Source organism: Bdellovibrio bacteriovorus, from assembly GCF_041888015.1.
GTDB lineage: Bacteria > Bdellovibrionota > Bdellovibrionia > Bdellovibrionales > Bdellovibrionaceae > Bdellovibrio.
Genome location: NZ_CP168968.1, coordinates 1,111,854 through 1,136,353, shown reverse-complemented (window position 1 = coordinate 1,136,353; position 24,500 = coordinate 1,111,854). Strand labels below are relative to the sequence as shown.

Genomic DNA, 24,500 nt, shown 5'->3' with positions numbered 1-24,500 from the left:
GAGCCACCTAGACTTACTATTACCCACAACTTTCAAAGAGGTTGTGGGTTTTTTATTAAGTAAGCATATTACCTTCACTTTTGAAGGTCACTTCTTCGAGCACTGAGATTATTATGCGTGCGACAAAGTGTTTTTAAGTTGCTGATATGATTGCTACCACCCAAGGCCCATGGCTGAATATGCTCCACTTGAAGCTGATATCTGGACTGACATCTTTGCCCCGTCGTGGGGTTTTGATATTCACAGCAATTACTAGCTTTCTTTAATAATTCTCTGCGGGTATTTACAGAAATGTACTTCCGTGGACGCTTTGGGAAGTATTTTAGTTCCGTAGCGGCGAAGCTTTGCGTTATTGTCGAATTAAATGCTGGGGGCTTATCGCGCTGAGATTCAAAACATTTGGAGCTGGTAGCAATCCGAGGTGCTTTGGTCGTTGGCATTTTACCCTGAAGTTTTCTCTTGTTGAAGTTTTGCGCCAGATACCCGATCACGTCGGCCCAAGTTCCTTCAGGACAAATATGTGACAACAGGCTTTGAGCTTGTTCAAGTTCTGTAAATTGTTCTTTGGATAAAGTTAACTCTATCCTGACAGACTCGTCCTTTTGAGGTTTCAAAGATTCCCGAATTTGAATCGATAAATCAAACGCCACGGCTAAAACCTGCTCGGTCGCAAAGTTGTTTTTATTTTCAATCTGCTCCAGAACCTGCAATGTCTGATGGGTAGAAAACTCTGTTCCGGTCTTCTGGGACTGCTGTTTAAGACATTTTTGCACCTGGGTCAGTTGCGATAAATTCAGGCGGCCATCCTCTATCTTTTCTGCCAAGGTGGGGACTTTCTTCAGAAGTCTTGCCGATTGCAAACGACGGTATGCTGCAGATTCAGAATATCCCAGCTTTTGAGTCAAATAAGAGTACATGCTATCAAAACCCAGCTCTGCAAAAATCTTTCGTTCTTCGATTTCAAGGATATGCAAAAGTACCAAGTGTGTGATTTTTCTTTCACCACGAACCAGTTTTTCCATTCGCTTGATAAGTTCATCATTGGAAATATTTTGCAGTGACATAGGCCTTCTCCTTAACTTGAAGGTATACTATCACGGCTTTTGAAAGGGGATTTTTGCGGTTTTTCAGAAGGCAAAGCGCAATCAGAATAGGTTCATAGCAGGCCCATATTCTGGATTAGAAGGCCATTGTAAGATGTTGGTATCCAAATTACGCACGGAAGCGAACATAGGAAAGTCATCAAACACAGCCAAAGTCTGCAACACGCAAACACCCAGCAAGAAAAAAATTATTACATTTAAAAATGCCGCAAAGCTTCGCCGCTACGTTAGCTGTATGGCATTCAGACATAAGAAAGTTCAATAAAAAGCCCACAACCTCTTTGAAAGTTGTGGGGAATCATAATCCGATTTAGGCTTTTTTATTTTAGAGATCCAACCCCAGAGTACGGTGGAATTTCTTCCTACGTTCCAGATCAATAATATACCTAAGTTCCACCAGGGAACGAAAGCGTTCGTGAAAATGCATCCCCGTAATTACAAATCCTTCTTTCAACTTGGGGATCAAAACCCCAGGATTGTTAGGATGGTGCATACTGGTCACAACCTGAAACTGCTCGTTTTTTACTTTCTCCAACACACAACGAAGCAACTCGTTGTAAAGCCCTTTTCCTCGGAACTCCGGCAAAACCGCTGAGTTCTGCATATAGTAAGTCTCAGCATCTGTTGCATGTCCATAGTGCCAACCGATCATTCGATTCTGATAGAAAATCCCCAGACGCAAAGTAAATCTTTGCTCACCCTTTCGACGGGCTGCCAACTTTTCCATTTCCTTATCACGGCCAGACGCTACAACTTCGGTTTCCAATCTGTTTGAAAAAACAGAAGCAAAGTTTTCCGCTAAGCAAGCATGCATCTCTGAAGCATTAACCTCTCTGATAGAAAAGCCGCTTCCAATATCCTTATTAAACATTCATCGTCCTATTCAAAAACTCTAACGATCGCAGAAAGCATCTGTTACAGGCTGCCAGAAACATGACACTTAAAATAAGAGCTGTTCTAAACGTTTTCATGTTCTTCTCTTCGGCCAAGGGCCTCTGGACTTTAGAATGAAACTGACTCTTACTGTTCCACCCCTACCGTGCACCTACTGTCTCATGGTGAGACACTCCCCCCCGAACATTCCCCCTTTTCGTCTCATGCTGCTCGACTATTTGCCGATAAGTTCTTGTGGAGAAAGGGGAATACTTCATGTTTTCTCGCAAAGTGGTTATCGCAGCTAGTTGTGTCGGTTTGGCTTTCTTTGGTGGGTTGGGGATTTACCTTTACTCCACACAAGAAAGCTCCCCTTCCCGCACACAAAGCTCCAGCAAAAAAGACAGCAGTCTGCGTGCGCTGGAAAAATCCTTCATCACATCTCAAACAGACAAAGTCGTGGATGAGCCTAGTGCCCTGTTCAATGATCCGGCAATCAGCCAGGCTTGGGGTTTAAAGAAGTCCGACGCTGCCCGTGCCTGGTCAGTGACCAAAGGCAGTCGTGATATTGTGATCGCCGTTATCGATACAGGCATTGATATCAAACACGAAGACTTGGCTGGAAATCTGTGGCGTAATCCGGGCGAAACGGGCCTTGATTCCAAGGGCCGCGACAAGGCCACCAATGGTATTGATGACGACGGCAATGGTTTTGTCGATGACGTCTATGGCTGGAACTTTGTTGCCAACAATCCAAAGCTGGATGACAATCACGGACACGGAACCCATATCGCCGGTATCATTGGTGCTGAAGCTGGAAACGGCAAGGGCATCACCGGGATCGCTCCAGAAGTCAGTCTGATGATTTTGAAGTACTATGATCCAAAAGTCCCCGGCACAGACAATCTCAAAAACACGGTGGCTTCCATTCGCTATGCTGTGAAAATGGGTGCTAACATCATCAACTATTCCGGTGGAGGCACAGAGTTCTCTCAGGAAGAGCACGACGCCATTGCCGAAGCTGAAAAGAAAGGTATTTTGTTTGTCGCCGCCGCAGGGAATGAAAGATCCAACTCAGACCAACATCACTACTACCCGGCTGACTACAAACTTAAAAATATTATCTCTGTGACTGCGATTGACCCTGCAACCCAAGTGTTGGCTTCTTCCAACTATGGCGTTGAAACTGTGGATATCGCAGCCCCGGGTCAAAACATCCTGTCCTGCCTTCCAGGGAATTCCTATGGTTATATGACCGGAACTTCCCAAGCCACGGCCTTTGTGACTGGGGCCGCCGCATTGGTGATGGCTCATAAGCAGTCCTTCCAGGCCGAGGATGTGAAAAAGTACATTCTGGCAACTGGGGATGCACAAACTCAGTTGGCTTCAAAAACCAGAACATCCCGCCAGTTGAACCTTTATAAGGCTTTGACGATTCTGGATCAGGGCGTGGGCGCTTCCGGTGTGATCGCCGTAAATACACAAAACATGAAAAGCTTCAGTGGTGACCCGAACGACAGACGCGCCCGGGCTGCCGAAGAAGGCCTGGATGCCACCGCCACCGAGATGAGCCAGTTCGGTAAGTCTTTGATTGATGCCATGGGCGCAAAAGCTCGCCCAAGCAAACTCGGTACAAAACAGGAAAACGAAGGCTTCTGATAGATTCCCACATTGCAAACGACCTTTAAGGGCTGTCTAGAATCTCGACAGCCCTTTCCTTTTTCCCCGACAGATTTCCTTGCCTAGAAAACCCAGCCTGCCTGTGGCACATTGGCTCCCATCCGCTCGGGGGACTTTGCTCATGACAAAAATTCTGTCTTCATTCTTGGTATTATTGTTTTCAACTTCTGCTTTGGCAGACCTGGCAACCAGCTTTGACAAAATCCGCAATCAAGCTCGCCACTATCGCGATCCGGGCGCTGTCTGTGAAGAGGTCGCCCGCGCTGAATTCTCTGATCAGTATCCCGCACCTCAGTATGAAGTTATCGTTGGCGTTGCTTACAACTTAAAAGGCCGCACTGTTGGTGAACTAGACATGGTTCTTCTGGATAAGAACACACAGAAGGTGGCTATGGTTGGAGAGGTTAAGTGCTATTCCAACCTCAAAAACGGTCTGACAAAAGCCAAACAACAGCGCAAAAGATTCCTGACTCATCTGGGATCTGGCCAGCCGCTGGAGTTTATCAACACCTCCACAGGTGAAAAATATGCCTATGAACAGTTCCAGTATGTGACGCAGTTCATCTCAGTTTCCCAGCGCGGCGGCAAAGCTGTCGGATTTGACTATGAGCTTGAACACAATCTGGATGAGATGACCCAGCTTCGTGACCAGATCATTCACTGTCAGAAAGAAAAACTCTGTCCTATCCCTTAAAAGCCTCTCCCACCTTGTAATCCAAGTCCAGTAGTGCAAGACTTTGTTTACAAGGAAGGGGATCTTTTATGAAATCGGTACTCTCTATTTTCATATGTTTGCTGGCTCTGAATGCTCAGGCCGAAGTCGGATTCAAAAACGGAAATCAAAAAACCGCAGTTCTGGCACAAGGACGTATCATCGTTCACTGCCAATCCAATTCTCCAGGGGGCCCAACTTCTGGCTCTTTCATTTGCCGTGAGGAAATTTTGACCTCTGGTGAATACGACTACTTCGTCGGCCCAGCGGGAGCAAAAGGTGATTCTGTCACACTGACGGCCCTACACCAGGATGGCTCACAAAGAACCAAAACTGTTGCCTATGACAGCACCAAAGGACAAAGCAAGAAATCCATCAATCTGTGGATCGCGACATTGCTGCAAAAACCTTTGCTAGATCCGGGCAAAAACGTTGTCAGATACAAAATCACACTGAATGACAAAGTGACCGCTTCAGGCGAGTTCATCTCTGAGGTCAAAGATGGCGGCACCAAAACCTGCTCCAGAACTGGCTCTTACTGGTCTAATATCTCTTCTGATTGCCAAAACGGCTCATCAATGTGCAGCCGCTACTTCAACGAAAACAACTATTGCCTTTAATTAGCCTTTAGAAAAAACCGTTCAAAAAGGTTCAGATGCAAGGCGGAGGGTTTTTCTCGTAACGGAGGCGTGCTCATAGCACGTCGAAGTGACGAGAAAGGCCCGCCAACGAAGTCAGATGGGCCTTTTTCAACGGTTTTAATCTAGGAAGTCGGAGGCAGAGATCTTGCCTTTGATCATCACAATCAAGCCCGCCGTCATACATGCCAGCGCCACACCGACGCCGATCAAATTGCGGTGCCCCAGATTGATCATTCCCAACAGAATCAGGAAAGCACTGAGACCAAAAGGTCCCCAGTAAAGATACTTGTTCCACTTTGGCTTTACCGCTTCACCCGCTGGCTTTTGCGACAAGCCCACCATCATCAAGGAATTGATTCGCGCGATCATTTCGTCACACTTAGGGTCGCCCCCTTGTGCTGTCTTCAAATCCTCGTACTTCAACACCGCAAAACGCAATGCATCCAACTGATGGCAGGAACGAATAAACTCGTCGTGCAAATCTTCGTTTTCGAAGTTCTCAACCAGATTTTTCCATTTACGAACCAAACTGGGTTGAGCTTTCAAAGATGGGTCCTTCGGCAGGCCCTCCAACTTTTCGAAAATCACGTGGCAAGAGTAACATTCCTTCGCGCGACGGCCATTCAAAGCCCCACACTTAGGACAGGACTTCATTTCGTGAGTCCCTGGCTCGGCCGCCATCCCGACGTGTCGCTCAGCAGCAAGAATCTGCTCGCTCTTTTCCATCATTGGAGGCACGGACTCGCTCGAAATCTCTTCGGTGGTCGCCTCCGGTTCCAAAGAAACCTTAAAGCACATCACATTCAAAGGGTCCTGAGGAGGATACTCGAAACTGAATCGGCTTTCGCAGGAAATGCACTGAAATAGAGGGGTTTCCGACTGGATATCGTCACTCTCAACTTCGTACAATTTCGCGCATGATGGGCATCTGATTTTCAATTTCACGTGGACTCACTCATTCTTTATGTTACTAATACCATGATGAAGAGATGGTTTCAATTTTTCAAGCATAAAGCCTACGATTTTCGTTGGGCGATTCTCTCTGGAATTCTCGTCGGCACAAGTTACATCCCCTTTCCTCCGTGGGCACTGATCTTTTGCTACACTCCCCTTTGGCTTTCTGCGACTGAAGAAAGCAGTTCTGTTAAGAAATCTTTTTGGGCCGGATGGGTTACACAGTTCGTTCTGACCTTGATCGGTTTTCACTGGATCGCTTACACCGCGCACGAGTTCGGACAAATGCCGTGGGCGGTGTCCTATCTGGCATTGCTGCTTTTTTGTGCGTTTATGCACCTGTATATTCCGGTCGCTGTTGCGGCGGGAACATGGCTGCGACTGCGCTTTTCCCTCAGCGGCGGACAAAGCCTGTTCGTGATTGCCTTGCTGCATGCGCTTTTGGAGCGCGTGTGGCCCGTCATCTTTGAGTGGCATTTAGGATACACTTTCATTTGGTCCAAGATGCCGGGGTATCATCTTGCCGATCTGATTGGATTCCACGGTCTGTCTGCAATCGCACTGCTGTTCAATGCTTGGATGGGTTACATCTGGCTGAAGCAAAACTACATCAAGAAAGCCCTGACTCAACTTTCCGTACTGGCAATGACCTTTGCCGCGCTGATTGCTTTGGGCTACTGGCATGGCCAGCAATGGAACAAGTTTGACGGTGAAGTCCGGGCTACCGTTGTCCAAGCCAACATCGGCAATCTGGAAAAGATCTATGCTGAACAAGGGCGAGGATATCAGGAAGTCATCACCCGCAAGTTCCTGGATTTGTCTTTCAATGCTTTGCAAACATTCCCGCAGACCGACATCCTGATTTGGCCCGAAACCGCCTTTCCGGACTATCTGGATCAACACCTCCTGGATCGCAAGAACACCCAGATTCTGATTTCCGGGCTGACTCCACTGAAAGTCCCACTCATCACCGGGGCTTACTCTAAAGATCCCAAAACGGATGAGAAAAAGGACACGTCCACTTACAACGCCCTTTTCCTGGTCGATCACCTTGGAAACAATCTGGATAAGCCGTATCGCAAAACCGAGCTTTTGGCCTTCGGGGAATATCTGCCCCTGAGCGAGCAGTTCCCATTTCTGCTGAAACTGCTGCCGTTTGTTTCCAACTTTGGCCGCGGCCAGGGCCCCGAAGTCATGACCTGGGACCGACCGGAAGGAACGATCAAATGGGGTGGGCAGATTTGCTATGAAGGTCTTTACCCGAACTTCACCCGTGGACTGTCTGCAAAAGGTGCTGACATCTTGGTGAATGTGACCAACGATTCTTGGTTCGGAAAAACCTTTGAGCCTCAACAGCACTTATATATGACACTGGCCCGGGCCATTGAAGTGCGCCGTCCTCTGGTTCGTTCCACCAACACTGGAATCAGCACCGCCATTCTTGCCAATGGTGACGTTCTACAGAAATCCCCGCTTCATCAGGAATGGAGCGGTCAGTTTGTGATAAAGTATTTAAAAAATGCTCCCGTCACGTTCTATGTCCAATGGGGTCATTGGGACTGGATCGTACTTATCCTGATCTTGGGAGCCATTATTGTCCGAGGAGCCATCAATGCAAGATCTCGTCGTTCTTGATTGGATAGAGATTCTAGAAAAAATTAAAACTCACGCTACCAGCGATATGGGGCGTGAAGCCGTCATGCAAACCGGCCCGCTGAAATCCCGGGAAGAAGCTTATGAAAGCTTTCAGGAAATCAGCCATGCCACTGAAGTTTTGAATCAGGGTGTTCGCCCGTTCATGACAAGTTTGGATTTGTACTCGACGTGGATTTCCCGCCTGAAAAAACGTGCGGTTCTAAAAACACTGGAGATGAAAGACGTCCGCAGCTTCTGCTTGGAAGCCCTGGCGCTGAAGGAAGCTCTGCACCCGGTGCAAAACGACTGGGCTCAGCGCATTCACGGCAGTCTGATGAAAGCCGAAGAACCGATTTCAGCGATCGATCAGATCCTCACCCCCAGCGGTGACATTCGCTCTGACGCCAGTGAAACCCTGTTCCGTCTTTTCCGCGAAAAAGAACGTCTAGCGCGTGAAGTGCAAAGCACGCTGGATCGTCTGGTGCGTGATCACCAGATGGAAAATGTTTTGCAGGACAAATACGTTACCACCCGTGAGGGCCGCTGGGTTCTTCCGGTGCGCAGTGGAATGCAGCACCACCTGCCGGGGGTGATTCACGGATCTTCGCAAACAAAGCAAACCGTTTTCATTGAGCCAGAAAAAGTCATCCCGTCCAACAACCGCTTGCGCCAGATCGAGGTGGAGATTGAAGACGAGATCGAAAGACTTCTGACCGAGCTGTCTCATTATCTGTCCTCGAAATGTCTGGATATTGAAAGCTCTCAGGTTCTGATGAAGGATGCAGACCTTCGCTTTGCGCAGGCCCAGTTTGCCAACATGGTCAACGCCCACCCGATCGAGTTTTCCACTGACAGCATGGAATTGATCGAAGTGCGCCATCCGTTGCTGCAACTGACCGGCAAGACCGTCATTGCCAATACGGTTCTGCTGGAAGGGCAAAAAAGTATTTTGCTTCTAAGCGGCCCCAATGCTGGCGGTAAAACGGTGCTTTTGAAATCCATCGGTCTTGCCGCCCAAATGGCTCGCTGTGGTCTGCCGATCTGTGCCAGCGAAACGTCCAAGATTCCGTTCTTCAAAAATGTTTTGATCGGCATCGGGGATGCGCAGAGCGTGGATGAAGAACTCAGCACCTTTGCCGCTCACTTAAAAATTTTAGGCAAAGCCGCTTCCGTCAAAGGCCGTGACAATCTGATTTTGATTGATGAAATCTGCGGATCTACGGATCCAGAAGAAGGAAGTGCGCTAGGCCGCGCCTTCATCGAAGCTTATTCAACAAATGATGTCTTTGGTGTGATCACTTCCCACTTGGGGCCATTAAAAGCTGGCTGGGACGATGAAAGCCGCGTTCTAAACGGCAGTATGGAATACGATCCAAAAACAGGTCGCCCAACTTATCAGTTCCTCGCGGGTATTCCCGGGGATTCTATGGCCATTCAGACGGCCAAACGTGTGGGGGTGGCACAAACTATCGTACAACGTGCTATGGATGTATTGGCACCAGCCACTCGCGCCCGCTTGGAAGGTCTTGAACAAATTGAACAGTTGAAAGCTGATATCTCGCTTTTGCAGGATCATTTGCGCAAGGAAACCAAAAAAGCGACCGAGATGAAACGCAAGTATGAAGGCATGCTAGAGCAATTCAACAAAGACAAAGATGAATGGCTGCAACGCACTTTGAAAAAAGCCGAGCGTAAAGTGGAAGAAGCCATTGCGCACGCCAAGGCTGATGAGACCTTCAAACGTCACTCTGCATTGCAGGAAATCAAATACAAGCTTCCAGAAATCGTAAAAGCAAAACCGATCACCCAGCCTGGCGCTCCGGAAACAGCGGAAGAGTTTGGCAAGAAGTTCCCACCAGGATCGAAAATCTATGTGCCTAGCCTGAATCAGGATGGCATCGTGCAAAGCACACCGAACTCCAAAGGTGAAGTGCTGATCCTTTCTGGCTCTGTTCGTTTGCAAATTCCTTGGACGGTGCTGAAAGCTCCGGGCAAACCTGCCAATCCGACATCGCAGTTGGTTCGTCAAAGTTCCAACATCACGGTGGCTTTGGCTGACGATGATCGCACGCTGGATCTGCGTGGCAGAACGGTCGAGGATGCTTTGCAGGAATTAGAGCTGGCACTGGATAAGGCCGCTCAAGCACGGGAAGATCGTATTAAAGTCATTCATGGTCACGGAACTGAGGCCTTAAAGCGTGCTGTGCGCACCTATTTGTCTCGTTCTATTTATGTGAAGAAGTGGAAAGCGGGCTCCCCTGAGGGGGGGGGGTGACGGAATCACTTGGGTCGAAATTGGCGAATCCTAAAAACAAAAGCCCCCGATAACACCGGGGGCTTTTTTCTTTTTTAATGCTCAAAGTGAGGCTCTGGAACTGTTGGCGGGACCTCCCGTTTCGGATGGCAAACCACCCCGCACTTCACAAAGCAACCCTTGCCTGTGTTCCAGCAGTATTTGGCAATAGGTGTGGTCTCTGCCGGGCAGCTCAGACGTTCTGCTTCGAAAATCGGTTCCACCACAAAGGGGCCTGGTACCGATTGAAGATCAAAAACTTCTTCTGCTGCAAATACGCTGGCACTTGACAACGTCAGGGCTGCAAAGAGAGATAGAACAAATGCTTTCATAGATTCTCCTGGGTTATAGTTAAAGAAATCGCACCCAGCTAAGGCTAAAAGAGAGGATGTTCGGTTTGGTATTCTTTTTCAGACGACCTGCCGGAAATCAACAGCGGAAGGGCCGTTTATGTTAATTGAGGACTACAACATTTCAAGTTGGATTGTATCCAAGACGCTGGCGCTCTCGTACTTCATTGCTTTTCTGTCTTTGCTGCCTCAAGTCCTCGGACTTTTCGGAACTCAAGGCATTCTTTCCATTGATCACCTGCTGAACATTCTGGATAAAGAACTTAAGGCGGATCGCTTTTATCACGTGCCCAGTCTTTTCTGGTTTTCTTCGGGTGATCTGACATTGAAACTTTTTTGTTTCGTGGGCATGACGGCCTCGTCTTTGGCCTTCTTAGGGTTTAGCCAAAGCATCATGTTTATGATCTGCTTTATCTGTTATCTTTCCTTTGTCAGTTGTGGCCAGATTTTTCTAAGCTATCAATGGGACAGCCTGCTGCTAGAGTTCGGTTTCCTGGGATTATTCTTCGCCCCTTGGAAATGGGAATGGCTTCCGCTGGGGACCCACAGCCTGCACCCGATTCTTCTGGGGCTTGTGATCTTTCTTCTCTTTAAACTGATGTTCCTGTCCGGCGTTGTGAAACTAACCCACAAAGATGCCAGTTGGAAGAATCTGACGGCGTTGACCTATCACTATTGGACTCAGCCTCTGCCAACTCCGCTGGCGTACTTTGTTCACAAGCTTCCGATCTTTTTCCAAAAGCTGAGCGCCGCCATCATGTTCGCTATCGAACTGGGGATGCCTTTTTTAATGTTGATCCCCGGGAAAACTCAGATTTTTGCCGTGGGCTTTTTAGTCTTCCTTCAGGTGTTAATTATTCTGACTGGTAACTATGGTTTCTTTAATTTACTGACATTGGGGTTGTGCCTGGCGGTCCTACCGGATTCGTCATGGGGTTTTACCATCAACTGGGTTGAACACACAACGATCCCTACCTACATCGCAGTCATTCCCGCGCTGATTCTGATACCACCTTCATTGTTCTGGATTGCGAAAACATTATGGGAAAAAAGTACGAAGCTAAATTTTATGCTACCCTATATGCGATTGCTCTATCCATTCCGTATTAACAATCCCTATGGCCTTTTTGCGGTGATGACAAAAACCCGGCCCGAAATTATTTTACAAGGAAGCAACGACGGACATCACTGGCAGGACTATGAATTCCCCCACAAACCGGGCGACCTTAAAAAGTTCCCCACCATCGTAGCCCCCCATCAGCCACGACTGGATTGGCAGATGTGGTTTGCCGCCTTGGAAGGTTTCAACGAAAATCTTTGGCTGCAAAATGTGGCAACACGCATCTTCGAACAGTCACCGGACGTGCTGGGATTGCTAAGGAAAGATCCCTTCAAAGGATCAGCCCCACACTATTTGAGATTTGAAAGATATGAATACCGTTTCACCAGTCTAAAAGAATTCAGAACCTCCGGTCACTGGTGGCACCGCGAACACTTGGGTTCTTACGGCCCCACCTTTACCCGGGATGCAGACTAAGGTGCAAAGGCTTTGACGGAACGAATTTCTATATAGCTGGGATTACCGAGCGAGCCATCATTCTTTGCATGAATTTTCAGATAGCGAGTTGAAACAGGCGTCACAAGATTGACTCTGAGCGGATCAGTGACCCGATCATCAACGAGGGTTTGCGCTCCGACCTGAGTCATCCCGGCTGTCAGTTCGGTCCAAGCTCCGTCTGCCTGAGCTGGATATGGATCTGCCGTGCTTGAGTGCGCGAAGATTTGAACATGTGTCACTTTACCGTCAGAGAACATCTGAAACACGGAGAAGGACCCGATGGTTCGAGCAGCGCCCAAATCCACAATAAGATAACCCACGGTTGTGGGGTCTCCGTAAGTGCTCCACGTCGATCCCGTTCTGTCGTAGCTATTTCCCCAGATCACGTCTGACACAAAATCACTGTACGTATCATCATCACAAAGTGTCCCGCTGGCCGACCAGGAGTAAGTACAAGGCGCATTGAGTGACCCATTGTAGACGCCACCGCCACCACTTGACACACCGATTTCAGCAACACTGGCACTGCCTCCAGAAAGAACCGATTTCATCAGGTTCGGCGTCGTGGACAGAGTCGGTGTCAAAGTTGCGCCATTGGAAAGGCTCCCTGCCGCCAAATTCCCAACAGCATCCCGTGCCGTTCCATCAGCCACTTGCAGGCGCACAGTCCCTGAACCAGTACAACTGCTTACCGTCACTGTGCGAACACTGGCACTGACTGTGGATATAGACACTGAACAATTAGCCACCGTGCCCGTTCGCTGCAAGCTGATATCAGAGGCCTGCAAGGACACCTCAGAAAAATCACTGTATGTCAGGGTCCAGGTAAAGCTGGAACCGGTGATCGCGGACATCGGAGACGGGTTGGAAATTTGCAGTTGCGGCCCCTCTGAATCCACATTGAAGATCAAAGTGTTCGAGTCTTCAAATAGCTTTGTGCCACCTTCTCCATTCAGACCCAGTTCATTTTTTGCGAAATGAAGCGAAACCACTCCATCATGATCCGGAATCAACTCCAGTCTATAACGGCGTTCTTTTCCGACAAGTTCGCTATCGACAATCTGCAGACTTGCATTCTCTAAAATGAACATAGAAAGATCCAAGCCCGTAACGTCGGCGCCAAAGCGTGCTCGCACGACAAGGGGGCTCGCATTTGTTTGCAGCGGACTTGCTGCCTCCAAAATTACATTTTGAGATAAACTGGGAAGAGCCTCTGTAGCTTCCTTATTCAAGCCCTTAAAAACTTCCGCATCCATTGAACAGGATACCGAGAGATAGGACAAACATACCAACAGCGCCGGTAAAATAAGAGATCGATCCAAACGTTCCATAGTGTTTTTATCGGAACAACCTCGCATTTTCTGTGGAGATCGGACTCTGGAAGCGTTTCCAATTTTGGATGAAACGAGCCTGCGGTGTCTCATTCTGAAAAACCAGTGCGCAAAGTGACACGCGTTGCACGGCACCTCTGTAGAAGTTTGACGTTTCACCTTGGGAACGTATCACGCTGAGAAGCGCAATTTTTCCAAACCACTGAATTCACAGAGTTTTTTAATTTGTCTCAGTCTGATCTATGGCACCGGGCTTGCTTTATAGGTTGGTAACAGGGGGCTTTATGAAAAATGCGAAACAAATCTTCACAACTCTTCTAACACTCGGTGCACTGTCTCTTTTGACAGCTTGCGGTTCTAGCAACCAAGTTGCTGGTTCCACAGACTCTTCCAGCCGTACACCGGTTCAAGATATCGGAAGCGCTAATTCTAAAGCTCTGGCTTATTGCAACCAAGGTTCTGCCAATGGCCTTACTGGCAAATTGAAAGTCTTTGTGGATTCTTCCAAATATGTTCGTATGGAATATGTTTACCTTCGCCTGACTGCTTTGCCTGAATCTTTCAAATCCGGCGGTTCCTACATCTCTTTGTGGAAATGGTTGGCAAATCCATCTGGTTACACAAATCTGGATTCTTCCGCATTGAACTTTGCTTTGATGAATCCATCCACAGGTCAATACCTGACAGGTTGGAAGACAACTTTGAAATGGAGTGAAGTAGTGAACGTGGCTTCCAGCATGGGCTACACAGATCCACAAAACTTCTTCAACAACGTGAACATCCTGGTAGATCTTAAAGATCAAAACGGTGAATACGATGTGTTGAAAGTGGCGAACTACGACGCTTCCACAAACAAAGCCATCAACTCCATGGACGCTCTGTTGCCACTGTTCGCAGCTAACCCAGCAGATTACGCTAACGACAACGGCGCAACTCGCGCAGGTGTCCTACAAGCTCTGCACCCATTCAAAAGCAGCGCCGGCCAATTCTCAACCTCCCAATACCAGTCCATGGCCAACAACTTCTGCTTCTAAAAAAAAAGAACCCCCTAAAAACAAAAAAACCACTCTGCCCCCAGAGTGGTTTTTTTGTTTTGCCGATCAGTGTGCAGATTCCTGACTGACTTCTTCGGCCTGCAGGTTTTCCCCCTGCCTGTACCGATCCGCCAACGTCTTGTCCGTGGTCGGGAATGAGAACAACAGTGAATGCACGTTGGACTCTTCATCTTCCTGAGTCACGGCAATGTAGGTTAAATCTTTCGTGGTTTCATGATCCGGGAATTCACGGATAAAGCTGACCAGGATGTTTCCGTCCAGATCGTTCTTTCTCCAGATCTCGTCAGCATTTTCGATGGTTTCTTCGCGCAAGTCGGCATAGTCCTGGAATTTTTCCTGAGGAATATCTTTGTCCCCACGCACTTTCAGCATGGCCTGATAAAGCCCCACGGCCAAAGGATCTCCTTCGCCCATCGCATCGCCCTCAACCGACGCCCCGGAAACCTGTTCGAAGTTTTTGTCATACACCATTTCACCGCGCTGATAGTTCTGCCAAACCCGGCTGTCACGTGATGGGAAGTGAATGAACACAAATGTCGGATACTCATCTTCGGTGGAAACATAGGCAACAGCCACGTATTTGAAGGCCTCATCACCCTGCTCATAACCACGGATAAAGTGATAGATCACAAAATCCTCGAAGGTTTTGTCATCCATCCAGACTTCATCTGGCTCATCCAAAGTGGGCTCCAGGTAATTTTCACGGGTAATTTGATCTTCGTCAGTGAAATCATCCGCTGAACGAAGCGAGGAATACTCTTCTTCAAGCTTATCGATGGCTTCCCGGAAATATCCGAACAGGTCCTCTTCAGTTTCAAAAATGAGCCCTGCCGCCTCGTCCACGATGATGTACTCTTTTTCGGAGGAGGAGGTGGTTGTTGTTTTCTTCTTTGCCCGGGTCTTTGTCTTCGCCATGTGTATTCGTATCCTTCATTTGTTATTATCGAGAGAATCCCTTTTTCCAACAACTAGAAAAAGGACACTTTCGACCAACCCTGTCATAGTTCGTTTTTTGGTCTTGCAACACGGGGTTTTATTCCTCAACATCGGACTTAAGAGGTCAGCAGGAGGCTCTCTTGGTCAATCTAGAAGAAACAAGTTTGGAAAGAATGGAAGCGTTGCTGTCTCATTCAGCCATGGGTGTTCATGTTCTTTTTGACAATCAATCCATCGCAAAGGTGCTCAAGGAAGTGAGCGACGACAAAGACTTCTACAGCTTTGAGAAGATGAAGATGGTCCAAGACGTCATGACAGCGCTGATTGCGAAGAAGACATACTTCGAGAAAATGGCCTATCTTCAAGCTCTCGATACAGAGTCTTATCAGATGCTAGTGCGCGCCTACTTCCACATCGTGGAAAACACGGTTCGCGCAAACCACGAACACAGCCACTAAAAGGTACGGACTTACTTATGGTAGCAGCCGTGCGTTTAACGCTTCTGCGCTACCATAAGTAAGTCCGTACCTTTCGAAGTTCTTTTTTTCGTCTAAAGCTTGAGCAGTTCAAGCGAGCTTTAGCGCATCCACCTTGTAATTTCAAAATTCTGTCTAAAGCTTAGAGTCCTAATTCGACATCAATCGACAATTTTGCTGCGCCCATCCCCGACAATGCTATCCTGAAAAGGAAGAGAGGTGCCTGGTTGTTTTTTCTGGCGAGCCCGCGTCAAATGGAATTAATGCGCTATAGCCAGAAAAAACAACCAGGCACCTTTTGGGTTCCCACCGCAAAGCCGATAGGAGAACTTGTGAAATATCGGGTTTTCTTATCGGCTTTCTTTTTTGTTCTGCTGCCCAGCTTGGGAAAGGCTGAGTACCGTGTCTTTCTTTTGAAGATCAGCAAAAGAGCTCCTGCTGCGGCGGAAGCCCCAACTCCCGGGACACCGCCGACAACTCAGGACTATCGTCTGGTGGAAAGCACCTTGGATCACGTCCAATATCGCTATTATCACACGGTGGCCCCCGATGAAGACGTCACTTACATTGATACCTGGCGCTGCTACGGGCGCACCGATGATTTCAAACCTCACTGCCCCAACCCCAAAGGCCAGATTCCGAGCGAGGACTCCCCGGCATCTTAATAGTCCCGTCCCTTTTTGATACACTTAAGGAATATGTCGTCAATTGACAATTCCACGAGAAAAGCCCTGCAAGCGGATTTGAACGAGGTTCAAACCGACCACGCACGTAAAAAAAAGCAGCTCGTTAAAGAAAACGAAGCCGAGCTGGCCGAGCTTAAAGATTACTATCATGACAAAAAAGCCGGCCTGCAGGAACAAAATGAAGCCGCCATCAATCACATCCGCAAACGTCAACAAGTCGCTGCCGAAGATGCCCACCAGGATCGTCAGCAGTTAACTGATAAATACAATTCCAAAACACGTGCGTTGCAGGACGACTACAATCAGAAGCTTTCCACCACCCGAGAAAAAAGAACGTCTCAACTAGCCCAAGCCAAGCAGGACTCCAAAGATCAAGTGGCCCGCATTGAACAAGATGCCACCGATCGCATCGACTATGTTCGGGCAAAAAGCGAAGAAGACCTTCGCGGAGCCAAAGCCAAGTACAACAAAGACATCGCCCAGATCAATGAGTTCAGTGGCAAACGCCTGGAACACCAACGTCAGTTGAACGACACCCGCCTTCAAGGGGAAGTCGAACGTGGCAAGGTCAATCAAGAACGCCTGCGCACACGCAACGAAAAAGAATACACGGAGCTGCGGGCCCGCGGTGAAGGCGAAATTGTTCACGAACACGAACAGCAGGATAAAAAGCTGGAGCGCCAGAATAACGACTTTGCCAAGCGCTATGATCAGCAGCAAAAGCAATGGGAATCCCGTGAAGAACGACTGAACACTCAGTACTCTGACCGCCTGACGCATCAGAAGCAGGCTTACGAAAACGAACTCGGCAATCAGCACGACCGCTTCCAAAGCAACTATCAAAAGACCGAAGAAGCCAATCGTGAGGCGGCCAGCATTCAAAAGAAACGCTATGTCCGCGAGTTGGCAGAGACACGCAAAGACTTTGTCAAAGCAGCCACCAAGTATTCTGACAAGGAAGCTGATCCATTTTATAAGGTCGAAGACCGCGGCAGCTATCTGCGCGAGAACCCCGATTTTTATATTTTAAAAGCCTTTGTTCCTGAACACGAAAAAGACGCCGTGAAAGTCACGATCCAGAAAGATCGCGCCACCATTTCCGGACAACGCTCATTCAAAGATAAGGTGGAAGAGGACAGCAAAACTGTCAGCAGCTCCAACTTCCAGACATTCCGCGAAGAGTTTACTTTTGATAAGCCGGTGATCACCGAAGGCATGACCCGCGAACGCGATGGCGATTGGGTCGTCTATCATATCCCTAAAGGGCTTACGAGCCGCTTTGAGCGGAAGGCTTAGAGCTCCCTTGAGCTGCGATCAGCAGGTTTTCCAGGAAGTAAGCCGCCAATTCATGACGCCCTTCCACACTGGCTTTCTTATATAAGCTCAAAGCCTGCTGTCTTGTGGTGGTTTCGGAAGTGCCGCGGAGATCCGCGATTTCACGAAGACTTATGCCGGAGAGAATCAAACTTCCAACTTCACACTCAGTTTTAGTAAGACCCCATTGGTCGAAATGACTCTGGAAGTACTTCTGATATTCCCCAAATTGCCGCTTCATATGCGAGATTAGATCGGAATAAGAATAAACTGTCATCATACATAAGTATGCCAAAAGTATCTTTTCCACCTAGGATGGAAGAAATTGAGTAAAAACTGAAGAATGCGGCCTTAGGCCTTCATCAAATAGCGAACTTCACGCATCACAAAAGCAAGACGTGACTGCAAATCTTGAAGCATCTCGAGATTAGTGTGCAATTGCGCCAAGGCATCGCTCTCAACAACGGGAGTGTCTGCCAGTTCATGGTAGGACTTGTGAGTCACTGGAGAAAAAGAGGGCTCAAAAGACTCTGCAGCAGTTGTTTCTACTTGTGCATTTTCCAAATTGATCACTCTCATTGCATTCTCCTTCACCCGTTTTTTCAGGCGCGAAATCAAAGTCTAGTTAGCTTTTTTCACTTCCAACAACTTAAATAAACTTACATGGACATTTTACACGGCTTGCTAGTATTCGCATTGCAAGGACGTGGAGTCCGTTCCAGCTAAATTCACGCGATCATCCCCGCTGGAGAGATACGTCGCCATCACAGATCCATCATTGTCTTTGTGTTTCAGCCCCAGAACATGTCCCATTTCATGAAGCACCAAGGCCTCTATATTCACTTCGCGGGCAGAGGTACGATCTGGCTTTGTCGCCGTCGTCAAACGGCCAGCACTCTGCCAATAGAAACTAAAGTCAGCACCATTCAGGCGAATATCAGCTTCCTTAATCAGATCACCAATCCAATAAACACTGGTTCGCCCCTGCTCTGAAGCCCGGTTCGTTTCCCAGGTATTCATGAAATAGATCACATTTCGACCATCTTTATGCGGAGTCAGGGGACCGATTTCACGAGGGTGTTCAACGATTTTAATGATGTCGCGTCCCGCGGTACGAGCCCACGTGGCAGCAGCACTGCGGATTGCCGGAATCATAGAGTCAGGCACTGATTCATGAAGGTACATGGTGACGGGGACATCACTTTTCCAAGAGATACGCTCGCCATAGACATTTTGCACGAATCCGCAGTCTTCTTGCGACTTCGGCGCACAGGCTTGAATAAATAGAGCTACAGTAAGGACCAAACTGATCCCAAGCCACTTCACCATGGAGCGACCTCCTTTGCCTTGTTACTAATACAAGGAAGAGGCCACCCGGATTTATCCCGGCGCCACACTTCAAGCTCTTGTTTTCACAGGTTTTTTTATACCCCTGTACCCAGCACTCGTAAAATGAGCATTGGCCAGAAAAACCCGTCAGTTTTACAGACATCCCCCAAAAAACTCTATAACTACCTGATTTTATATGCCCTTTTACCTGTCCAACCTTTGCACACCCCTTCGCCGCAAAGTGTGGTGCAAAAGGACCCCAAAAGGTCTGGCCCGCGCCTTGCTTTAGTACTTAGGCAAGTCTCGAAATGAGACAATCGGGCCCCACCCCACTCGGGGAATCCTTCGCGGCCCACACAACCTACCCCACATCCTGCCTTCCCTGGTAGGGAGCCTAAAAAAGCTCCTCCTGCCAGTTCGCGCGCGATGCTGTGACACTTGGAAACAGTCCGCATTTTTGATAAGACAAGGCCCTTCAACGAAAGGCCGAAATAATGATGAAGCTGACAGTAATCCCCGGTGATGGCATCGGTCCTGAGATTATGACTCAGGTCGTTCGCGTTCTGAAACATGTGCATGCTCCGTTTGAATATGAAGAGCATCAAGCCGGTGAAATCGCCCTGAATTCTGTGGGCGAACTTTTGCCACAGACCACTATCGATTCCATCAATAAAAATAAACTGGCCATCAAAGGCCCCACCACAACTCCGATTGGCGGCGGTCACAAATCCATCAACGTGACGATGAGACAGAAGTTTGATTTATATGCCAACGTCCGTCCGGTTCGTTCCCTGCCGGGCGTTCAATGTGTATGCCCCGATGTGGATCTGACTATCGTGCGTGAAAACACCGAAGATCTTTATGCGGGTATCGAGCGCATGGTCGATGCAGACACTGCTGAAAGCATCAAACGTATCACTCGCAAAGGTTCTGAACGTATTGCTCGTTATGCTTATGATCTGGCTCAAAAAACTGGTAAGTCTCGCATGGCTATCGTTCACAAAGCCAATATTATGAAATTGTCCGATGGCTTGTTCTTGAAAGTCGCACAGGAAGTCGGCTGGCAGTACCCAGAGATCACCACCAAAGATGTGATCGTGGACAATGCCTGCATGCAACTGGTTATGAAGCCTCAGCAATTCGATGTGATCGTCACTGAAAACCTGTATGGCGATATTCTTTCTGACATCTGCGCAGGACTTGTCGGTGGCTTAGGCATTGTTCCAGGCGCCAACATTGGTGCGAACCACGCCATCTTCGAAGCGGTTCACGGCTCTGCTCCGGATATCGCAGGTCAAAACAAAGCCAATCCAACCGCGTTGTTGCAGTCAGCAGTGATGATGCTTCAGCACGTTGGTGAAAATGGCAAAGCCGACGCCATCATGAAGGCCCTGATCGCAGCCTTGTCCGATGTAAATGCCCGCACAGGTGATCTGGGTGGTCGCGGTACAACGGTGTCCTTCACCGATGCTATCATTCAACGTCTGGGTGCTCAGTAGTATGACGCCAGCCCTGATGATCTCTCCGATTCAAACTGCGGTCTTCCATCAAGGTGGCAATCTGGCAGACTTCGTTGTGGCTCACGTGCCCAAGTCCCAATGGCAGGAAGGCGCTCTTCTTGCCATTACTTCCAAAATCGTCAGCCTTGCCGAAAACCGCCTGGTGGCTCTCGACAGTATTGATAAAAAAACGCTGATCCGTCGCGAGGCGGATCACTATCTGGGCGAGATCGGCCATGGCGTCAGCCTCACCATCAAACATGGCCTGCTGCTGCCCGCCGCCGGTATTGACGAGTCTAACTCTGAAAACGGCGACTACATCCTGTACCCCCAGGACCCCTATGCCTCCGCTGAAAAATTGCGCCAGGATCTTTGCGCGAAGCTGGGATTAAAGAATCTGGGTGTTATTGTTACGGACTCTCACACCAGTCCTCTGCGCCATGGTGTTGTCGGAGCGGCCCTGTCTTTTGCTGGATTTGATCCGGTTCGCAATATGATCGGTGAAAAAGATATCTTTGGACGTGAACTGAAGATGACCAAGATCAATCTGGCAGACAGTCTGGCCACCGCAGCGGTCTTGATGATGGGTGAAGCGGCCGAAAGATGCCCTTTAGCTATAATCCACAATGCTCCGGTCAGTTTCAATGCCCGACCTCAACGGGCGGATCTGGAAATTCCTCCGGCTGAGGACATGTACCTGCCCCTTTACCAACATCTCATGAAGTAGCATTTGCCTGAGGCCGATTTTAAACTTAGCATTGATTATATGAAATCAATGTCTTTACTTCTTGGAATCTGCTTCTTGCTTTCGGCGTGTGCCACCAACCAAAAAAGTCGTCTTGCAACGACGGGCATCGGTATCGGTGTCGGGGCGGCCATTGGTGCAGCAACAGCTCCGGAAGATGAACGTGCCGAACTTCATGCCATGTATTGGGGTGGTATTATCGGTGTGATTTCTGCTGTGGCCGCCAATTTCTATTTCAGCGATGAAAAAGATATGGAAGTCATGCGCCTGGAAACGGAAAAAATGAAAGCCCAACTGGACTTCTTCCAGAATGGTCCGGCGACCTTGCTGAAAGAAACCACTGGCAAAGCCGACAAAAAATATTTCCAAAGCGGCAAAGCCAAAATCAAACTTTACAAAATTGATCAGTGGGTGGATGAAGGCCCGAATAAGAAATACCACCGCGATCAGATGATCGAAATTCTTCCTTTGGACAAGGCTGAATAATGAAAACGCGCGTTCTGGTTATCCTGCTGGCGGCAAGTCTTGTCTGGGCTGGAAGCGTCACGTACTTGTACTGGCAGCTTAAAAACAATCCCCGTGTTGTCGCGATCACCATGGATGCCGGAAAAGAATCCCTGCAAAATGTCCAGTTGGGTGAAATGGAAAGGATGACTTTCCTGCGCCAGTATCTGGAACGCTATTTCAACTACGATTCCAATAATTTCTGGCAGTCCCAAACTTCACTGGCTTTCTTGATGTCCCCCAAGCTCAGTGAAGAACGCATCCGTGAAGTCAGCCGCTTGCGGGAAAAGATCCAGCAAAAAAATCTGTCTCAGGCAGGCCGTCTGCTTAGCTTAAAACAGGTCCCTGATGGCTCTTATCAGGCAGAACTTCATTTGCGTATCACCGAAAATGCGCAAAAGAACGACCTGTACATAAAAACACAGATCCGCCTGAGCAACACCGAACGCACACTGGAAAACCCGTGGGGCCTGGTGGTCAGCAGTATGCAGTTATCCTCGGCTCCCACCGCGCCTGAATTTACGGCTCTTGTGCGTGTCGGCTCGCAAAGTCCGACGCTGCTGACTTTCCCCTGTGCGATCGAAAATATCGAAAACCCGCGAGAGTCTGACCTGAAAATCAAAATCACAACCCTGAACATCAGTGAACTGCAAATCACACCAACTAAAACCTTCACTGGCCCCGTGTCTTTGCTGGCCTCCTGCAAAGGGCTGGAGTTCAAATTTGATCTCGTCACCGAAGGTAAAGAAAAAGATCTGTTCGTTGCCTTTCCTGAATCTGCCGGAACTGTTCGTCGCAAAGAAGTCGTCCCCGGCAAAGTTCACAAAAAAGACATCTACGAAAAAACCATCGAAAATGTCCTGGGCATTGAACTGGATCAATAAATAATCTACATTTTCATTTTGCTGCGCTTAAGAGCCTCAGAAATAAGATCATGATCAATCCCCACAAGAATCGCCACCTGAGGGTTTTTGCGGGGATACAAGAAGTACGCCGAAATCGGCAACGTCGCTCGTTTGCCCTTCAGGTCATACCAATCATCCCCTTTGCGAATCTGGCGATCCTGTTCCTGGGTGGTAAATGGCCAGATATAAGAATCAAAGAACTCACTGACGAACAAAGACTCTCCCCCCGGCCCTTGCGCTTCTCCTTGAACGTGATAGCGGGACATCTTGCGATTGTCACCTGCCACATAAGAAAACTCTTTCAGTATTCCTTTGGTAAAAACATACTCCTGCGGATGCAGCAGGAAGTTTCGCAAGATGTCTGTCTCGCGCACCCGATGAAAAACCCGGGCGGCAAAGACAAAGGCCGCCGCCATAAGTAACATCATCAAAGCCGATCCGTAGCCGGCCCACCAATGCATTTCATCTCTTTGCACTAGAAAAATAAAAAAGCCACAAATCAAAATACTGGCCAGCGCACATAATGAAAACACCCCGATCAAAAGCCAACCCGGGGTGCCTCGATGGAGCGCCAACTTCTGCAGGCGCATTGAATCTTTAAGTTCCTGTTCATTTTTTACAGCCAGATATTTCCACGTTTTGTACATGGATTAAGAATGAGCAGCCCCCAGATCAGGGTCAAGTTCAGATTGAGAAGGTTTCGGAATACTAAGAACAACCTGAGTGCCGACACCCACGCGGGAACGGATCTGCAAGTCACCACCCACGGCCGCCAAAGCTTTCTTGGCATCATACAAACCCAGGCCATTGCCTTTTTCCTTGCCGTAACTGACACCTTCCTGAGTCAATTGAGGCAGGACTTCTTCAGGAATACCACAGCCATTATCCATGATTTGCAACAACCAGTGATCCTGACGCTCCATCAGGGTCATATTGATAGACGCCTCTTGTTCTGGCAAAGCTTCCAAAGAATTATTCAACAGATTACTTACCACCCGTTGCAATTTAACGGAATCCAGAGTCACGTTGACCATCGGAGAATGAACATGCTTATGCCAGGTGAAACTGACCTGAGGATTTGAGAAACGGTACTCTTTTAACAAGGCCTCAAGAAGCGTCGTAAGATCCTGCTGAGCAGTCACCGAACTCACTATATTGGACTGCGACTTACGACTGCGACTAAGCAGATCCTCAGCAATCCCCTTGATTCGGGAAACCGCATGATCAAACAGTTCTTTTTTTTCGGTGCTCATTTCGTGAGACAACTGACTTAAAGTCGTCAAAGCCATTAACGGGCCACGGATATCGTGAGCCACCTGACGGGAGATCTCAGAGATTTCTTTGGAAAGCGCCAGTTCCGCCTCGAGCTTTTGTTCATGCAAGCGCGCCATGAATTCCCGACGATAGGACCAGCCAAGGAACATCAAGCCCAACACCAAGCCCAGCATAAACAAGGGCGAAGTCACCGCCTTGAGCGCCAACTCTGAAGTTCCGAAACAAACAGCTATATTTCCCGCAGGCAGAGAATTCAAAGTAATCGGCACCTGGGTCGAGAACAGACACTGCAGGGATTCCGGTTTCTGCACTTCACTTTTCACAACAGCGGTGTGGACTTCCTTCAATTGATTCAGAATTTTATTTTGCAGGCTGGGATCACCTTGAAACAACTTTGCGCGGGCAATATCATCTTCCCAGATACCAACATATTGTTCGACCGAGCTGCGTGCTCTTTGCACTTCAAAAGTAAAACTCAAAACAGCCACGGCTAGACTTACCAGCACAAAGACCGTAAGCAGCTTTCCCGATATCCCATTTTGAGACGACACTTTTGTATGTTCCATACCTGAAGATCAAGCAAACCATGAACCAGTCTGCCGGGGCCCCTGAGCCGCCCCAAGGTGTCTAGGAAGTTGACAAGAGA

Annotated in this window: 25 protein-coding genes; 14 read left to right on the top strand and 11 right to left on the bottom strand. The window is 48.4% G+C overall.

The genetic code is table 11. The features are described 5' to 3' along the window. Positions 1-74 precede the first annotated feature (74 nt). A complete protein-coding gene (locus ACES2G_RS05535; RefSeq protein ID WP_347358104.1) occupies positions 75-1,064 on the bottom strand; it encodes an HNH endonuclease signature motif containing protein in 990 nt (329 codons plus the stop codon). A 364-nt stretch (positions 1,065-1,428) separates the two neighbouring features. Beyond that, positions 1,429-1,974, bottom strand: coding sequence for a GNAT family N-acetyltransferase (locus ACES2G_RS05530; RefSeq protein WP_347358105.1), 546 nt, complete (start codon positions 1,972-1,974; stop codon positions 1,429-1,431). Between the two features lie 278 nt (positions 1,975-2,252). On the opposite strand from ACES2G_RS05530, the gene ACES2G_RS05525 reads away from it, so the two are divergent. From ACES2G_RS05525 to ACES2G_RS05515, 3 genes are all read left to right on the top strand, one after another. After that, the gene (locus ACES2G_RS05525; protein ID WP_374001521.1) at positions 2,253-3,635 is read left to right on the top strand and encodes a S8 family peptidase; all 1,383 of its coding nucleotides are present in this window, start codon (positions 2,253-2,255) and stop codon (positions 3,633-3,635) included. Between the two features lie 142 nt (positions 3,636-3,777). Next, positions 3,778-4,350 carry a hypothetical protein gene (locus tag ACES2G_RS05520; protein WP_347358107.1) on the top strand — a complete coding sequence of 191 codons (573 nt, stop codon included), beginning with the start codon at positions 3,778-3,780 and terminating at the stop codon, positions 4,348-4,350. A 68-nt stretch (positions 4,351-4,418) separates the two neighbouring features. Beyond that, a complete protein-coding gene (locus ACES2G_RS05515) occupies positions 4,419-4,988 on the top strand; it encodes a hypothetical protein (RefSeq protein ID WP_374001520.1) in 570 nt (189 codons plus the stop codon). Between the two features lie 138 nt (positions 4,989-5,126). Here the strand turns inward: ACES2G_RS05515 and ACES2G_RS05510 are convergent, their stop codons facing one another. Beyond that, positions 5,127-5,954, bottom strand: coding sequence for a hypothetical protein (locus ACES2G_RS05510; protein ID WP_374001519.1), 828 nt, complete (start codon positions 5,952-5,954; stop codon positions 5,127-5,129). A gap of 33 nt (positions 5,955-5,987) precedes the next feature. On the opposite strand from ACES2G_RS05510, the gene lnt reads away from it, so the two are divergent. Further along, positions 5,988-7,598, top strand: a complete 1,611-nt coding sequence (lnt, locus tag ACES2G_RS05505; protein ID WP_374001518.1) for an apolipoprotein N-acyltransferase — start codon at positions 5,988-5,990, stop codon at positions 7,596-7,598. Beyond that, a complete protein-coding gene (locus tag ACES2G_RS05500; RefSeq protein ID WP_374001517.1) occupies positions 7,576-9,873 on the top strand; it encodes a Smr/MutS family protein in 2,298 nt (765 codons plus the stop codon). The genes lnt and ACES2G_RS05500 overlap by 23 nt, the downstream gene beginning before the upstream one ends. A gap of 74 nt (positions 9,874-9,947) precedes the next feature. On the opposite strand, the gene ACES2G_RS05495 is transcribed toward ACES2G_RS05500, so the two are convergent. Further along, on the bottom strand, positions 9,948-10,223 hold the full coding sequence (locus ACES2G_RS05495) for a hypothetical protein (protein ID WP_347358112.1): 276 nt from the start codon (positions 10,221-10,223) through the stop codon (positions 9,948-9,950). Between the two features lie 118 nt (positions 10,224-10,341). On the opposite strand from ACES2G_RS05495, the gene ACES2G_RS05490 reads away from it, so the two are divergent. Next, on the top strand, positions 10,342-11,778 hold the full coding sequence (locus ACES2G_RS05490; protein WP_374001516.1) for a lipase maturation factor family protein: 1,437 nt from the start codon (positions 10,342-10,344) through the stop codon (positions 11,776-11,778). Here ACES2G_RS05490 and ACES2G_RS05485 read toward each other — a convergent pair. Further along, the gene (locus ACES2G_RS05485; protein ID WP_374001515.1) at positions 11,775-12,890 is read right to left on the bottom strand and encodes a hypothetical protein; all 1,116 of its coding nucleotides are present in this window, start codon (positions 12,888-12,890) and stop codon (positions 11,775-11,777) included. The two genes, ACES2G_RS05490 and ACES2G_RS05485, sit on opposite strands and share 4 nt — an antisense overlap. A 524-nt stretch (positions 12,891-13,414) precedes the next feature. Between ACES2G_RS05485 and ACES2G_RS05480 the strand changes: the two genes are divergently transcribed. Continuing rightward, positions 13,415-14,164, top strand: coding sequence for a hypothetical protein (locus ACES2G_RS05480; RefSeq protein WP_374001514.1), 750 nt, complete (start codon positions 13,415-13,417; stop codon positions 14,162-14,164). A 66-nt stretch (positions 14,165-14,230) separates the two neighbouring features. On the opposite strand, the gene ACES2G_RS05475 is transcribed toward ACES2G_RS05480, so the two are convergent. Continuing rightward, entirely contained in the window at positions 14,231-15,100 is an 870-nt protein-coding gene (locus ACES2G_RS05475) for a PBECR2 nuclease fold domain-containing protein (protein ID WP_374001513.1), read from the bottom strand. Between the two features lie 161 nt (positions 15,101-15,261). On the opposite strand from ACES2G_RS05475, the gene ACES2G_RS05470 reads away from it, so the two are divergent. The 3 genes from ACES2G_RS05470 (at position 15,262) to ACES2G_RS05460 (ending at position 17,579) form a co-directional block, all read left to right on the top strand. Then, positions 15,262-15,579, top strand: coding sequence for a hypothetical protein (locus tag ACES2G_RS05470; protein WP_374001512.1), 318 nt, complete (start codon positions 15,262-15,264; stop codon positions 15,577-15,579). 350 nt (positions 15,580-15,929) lie between these two features. Then, positions 15,930-16,262, top strand: coding sequence for a hypothetical protein (locus ACES2G_RS05465; RefSeq protein ID WP_374001511.1), 333 nt, complete (start codon positions 15,930-15,932; stop codon positions 16,260-16,262). A 33-nt stretch (positions 16,263-16,295) separates the two neighbouring features. After that, entirely contained in the window at positions 16,296-17,579 is a 1,284-nt protein-coding gene (locus ACES2G_RS05460; protein WP_374001510.1) for a hypothetical protein, read from the top strand. Here the strand turns inward: ACES2G_RS05460 and ACES2G_RS05455 are convergent. From ACES2G_RS05455 to ACES2G_RS05445, 3 genes are all read right to left on the bottom strand, one after another. Further along, a complete protein-coding gene (locus tag ACES2G_RS05455; RefSeq protein ID WP_374001509.1) occupies positions 17,551-17,838 on the bottom strand; it encodes a helix-turn-helix transcriptional regulator in 288 nt (95 codons plus the stop codon). The two genes, ACES2G_RS05460 and ACES2G_RS05455, sit on opposite strands and share 29 nt — an antisense overlap. A 110-nt stretch (positions 17,839-17,948) precedes the next feature. Beyond that, on the bottom strand, positions 17,949-18,176 hold the full coding sequence (locus ACES2G_RS05450) for a hypothetical protein (RefSeq protein WP_347358120.1): 228 nt from the start codon (positions 18,174-18,176) through the stop codon (positions 17,949-17,951). A 105-nt stretch (positions 18,177-18,281) separates the two neighbouring features. Beyond that, positions 18,282-18,926, bottom strand: a complete 645-nt coding sequence (locus ACES2G_RS05445) for a matrixin family metalloprotease (protein ID WP_374001508.1) — start codon at positions 18,924-18,926, stop codon at positions 18,282-18,284. Between the two features lie 491 nt (positions 18,927-19,417). Here ACES2G_RS05445 and ACES2G_RS05440 point away from each other — a divergent pair, with 491 nt between their 5' ends. From ACES2G_RS05440 to ACES2G_RS05425, 4 genes are read left to right on the top strand one after another with little or no spacing between them, the layout of a single operon-like run. Beyond that, positions 19,418-20,425, top strand: a complete 1,008-nt coding sequence (locus ACES2G_RS05440) for an isocitrate/isopropylmalate dehydrogenase family protein (protein WP_374001887.1) — start codon at positions 19,418-19,420, stop codon at positions 20,423-20,425. Between the two features lies 1 nt (position 20,426). Next, positions 20,427-21,152, top strand: coding sequence for a coenzyme F420-0:L-glutamate ligase (locus tag ACES2G_RS05435; protein ID WP_347358122.1), 726 nt, complete (start codon positions 20,427-20,429; stop codon positions 21,150-21,152). 48 nt (positions 21,153-21,200) lie between these two features. Continuing rightward, positions 21,201-21,656 (top strand): hypothetical protein, encoded by a 456-nt coding sequence (locus ACES2G_RS05430; protein WP_374001507.1) that lies wholly within the window; start codon positions 21,201-21,203, stop codon positions 21,654-21,656. After that, positions 21,656-22,558 carry a hypothetical protein gene (locus ACES2G_RS05425; RefSeq protein WP_347358124.1) on the top strand — a complete coding sequence of 301 codons (903 nt, stop codon included), beginning with the start codon at positions 21,656-21,658 and terminating at the stop codon, positions 22,556-22,558. Before ACES2G_RS05430 ends, ACES2G_RS05425 begins: the two co-directional genes overlap by 1 nt. 5 nt (positions 22,559-22,563) lie before the next feature. Here ACES2G_RS05425 and ACES2G_RS05420 read toward each other — a convergent pair whose 3' ends face one another. Both ACES2G_RS05420 and ACES2G_RS05415 read right to left on the bottom strand, forming a co-directional pair. Next, positions 22,564-23,040, bottom strand: a complete 477-nt coding sequence (locus ACES2G_RS05420; RefSeq protein WP_374001506.1) for a hypothetical protein — start codon at positions 23,038-23,040, stop codon at positions 22,564-22,566. Between the two features lie 189 nt (positions 23,041-23,229). Continuing rightward, positions 23,230-24,420, bottom strand: a complete 1,191-nt coding sequence (locus tag ACES2G_RS05415; RefSeq protein WP_374001505.1) for a sensor histidine kinase — start codon at positions 24,418-24,420, stop codon at positions 23,230-23,232. Between the last annotated feature and the right edge of the window lie 80 nt (positions 24,421-24,500).

Excerpts from the sequence above, each read along its gene's own strand:
- ACES2G_RS05475 (WP_374001513.1), bottom strand. The coding sequence starts at position 15,100 with ATGGCGAAGACAAAGACCCGGGCAAAGAAGAAAACAACAACCACCTCC.
- ACES2G_RS05445 (WP_374001508.1), bottom strand. The coding sequence starts at position 18,926 with ATGGTGAAGTGGCTTGGGATCAGTTTGGTCCTTACTGTAGCTCTATTT.
- ACES2G_RS05525 (WP_374001521.1), top strand. The coding sequence starts at position 2,253 with ATGTTTTCTCGCAAAGTGGTTATCGCAGCTAGTTGTGTCGGTTTGGCT.
- ACES2G_RS05515 (WP_374001520.1), top strand. The coding sequence starts at position 4,419 with ATGAAATCGGTACTCTCTATTTTCATATGTTTGCTGGCTCTGAATGCT.
- ACES2G_RS05460 (WP_374001510.1), top strand. The coding sequence starts at position 16,296 with ATGTCGTCAATTGACAATTCCACGAGAAAAGCCCTGCAAGCGGATTTG.
- ACES2G_RS05480 (WP_374001514.1), top strand. The coding sequence starts at position 13,415 with ATGAAAAATGCGAAACAAATCTTCACAACTCTTCTAACACTCGGTGCA.
- ACES2G_RS05530 (WP_347358105.1), bottom strand. The coding sequence starts at position 1,974 with ATGTTTAATAAGGATATTGGAAGCGGCTTTTCTATCAGAGAGGTTAAT.
- ACES2G_RS05420 (WP_374001506.1), bottom strand. The coding sequence starts at position 23,040 with ATGCATTGGTGGGCCGGCTACGGATCGGCTTTGATGATGTTACTTATG.
- lnt (WP_374001518.1), top strand. The coding sequence starts at position 5,988 with ATGATGAAGAGATGGTTTCAATTTTTCAAGCATAAAGCCTACGATTTT.
- ACES2G_RS05450 (WP_347358120.1), bottom strand. The coding sequence starts at position 18,176 with ATGAGAGTGATCAATTTGGAAAATGCACAAGTAGAAACAACTGCTGCA.
- ACES2G_RS05415 (WP_374001505.1), bottom strand. The coding sequence starts at position 24,420 with ATGGAACATACAAAAGTGTCGTCTCAAAATGGGATATCGGGAAAGCTG.
- ACES2G_RS05500 (WP_374001517.1), top strand. The coding sequence starts at position 7,576 with ATGCAAGATCTCGTCGTTCTTGATTGGATAGAGATTCTAGAAAAAATT.
- ACES2G_RS05520 (WP_347358107.1), top strand. The coding sequence starts at position 3,778 with ATGACAAAAATTCTGTCTTCATTCTTGGTATTATTGTTTTCAACTTCT.
- ACES2G_RS05455 (WP_374001509.1), bottom strand. The coding sequence starts at position 17,838 with ATGAAGCGGCAATTTGGGGAATATCAGAAGTACTTCCAGAGTCATTTC.
- ACES2G_RS05435 (WP_347358122.1), top strand. The coding sequence starts at position 20,427 with ATGACGCCAGCCCTGATGATCTCTCCGATTCAAACTGCGGTCTTCCAT.
- ACES2G_RS05490 (WP_374001516.1), top strand. The coding sequence starts at position 10,342 with ATGTTAATTGAGGACTACAACATTTCAAGTTGGATTGTATCCAAGACG.
- ACES2G_RS05430 (WP_374001507.1), top strand. The coding sequence starts at position 21,201 with ATGTCTTTACTTCTTGGAATCTGCTTCTTGCTTTCGGCGTGTGCCACC.
- ACES2G_RS05425 (WP_347358124.1), top strand. The coding sequence starts at position 21,656 with ATGAAAACGCGCGTTCTGGTTATCCTGCTGGCGGCAAGTCTTGTCTGG.
- ACES2G_RS05535 (WP_347358104.1), bottom strand. The coding sequence starts at position 1,064 with ATGTCACTGCAAAATATTTCCAATGATGAACTTATCAAGCGAATGGAA.
- ACES2G_RS05495 (WP_347358112.1), bottom strand. The coding sequence starts at position 10,223 with ATGAAAGCATTTGTTCTATCTCTCTTTGCAGCCCTGACGTTGTCAAGT.
- ACES2G_RS05485 (WP_374001515.1), bottom strand. The coding sequence starts at position 12,890 with ATGTTCATTTTAGAGAATGCAAGTCTGCAGATTGTCGATAGCGAACTT.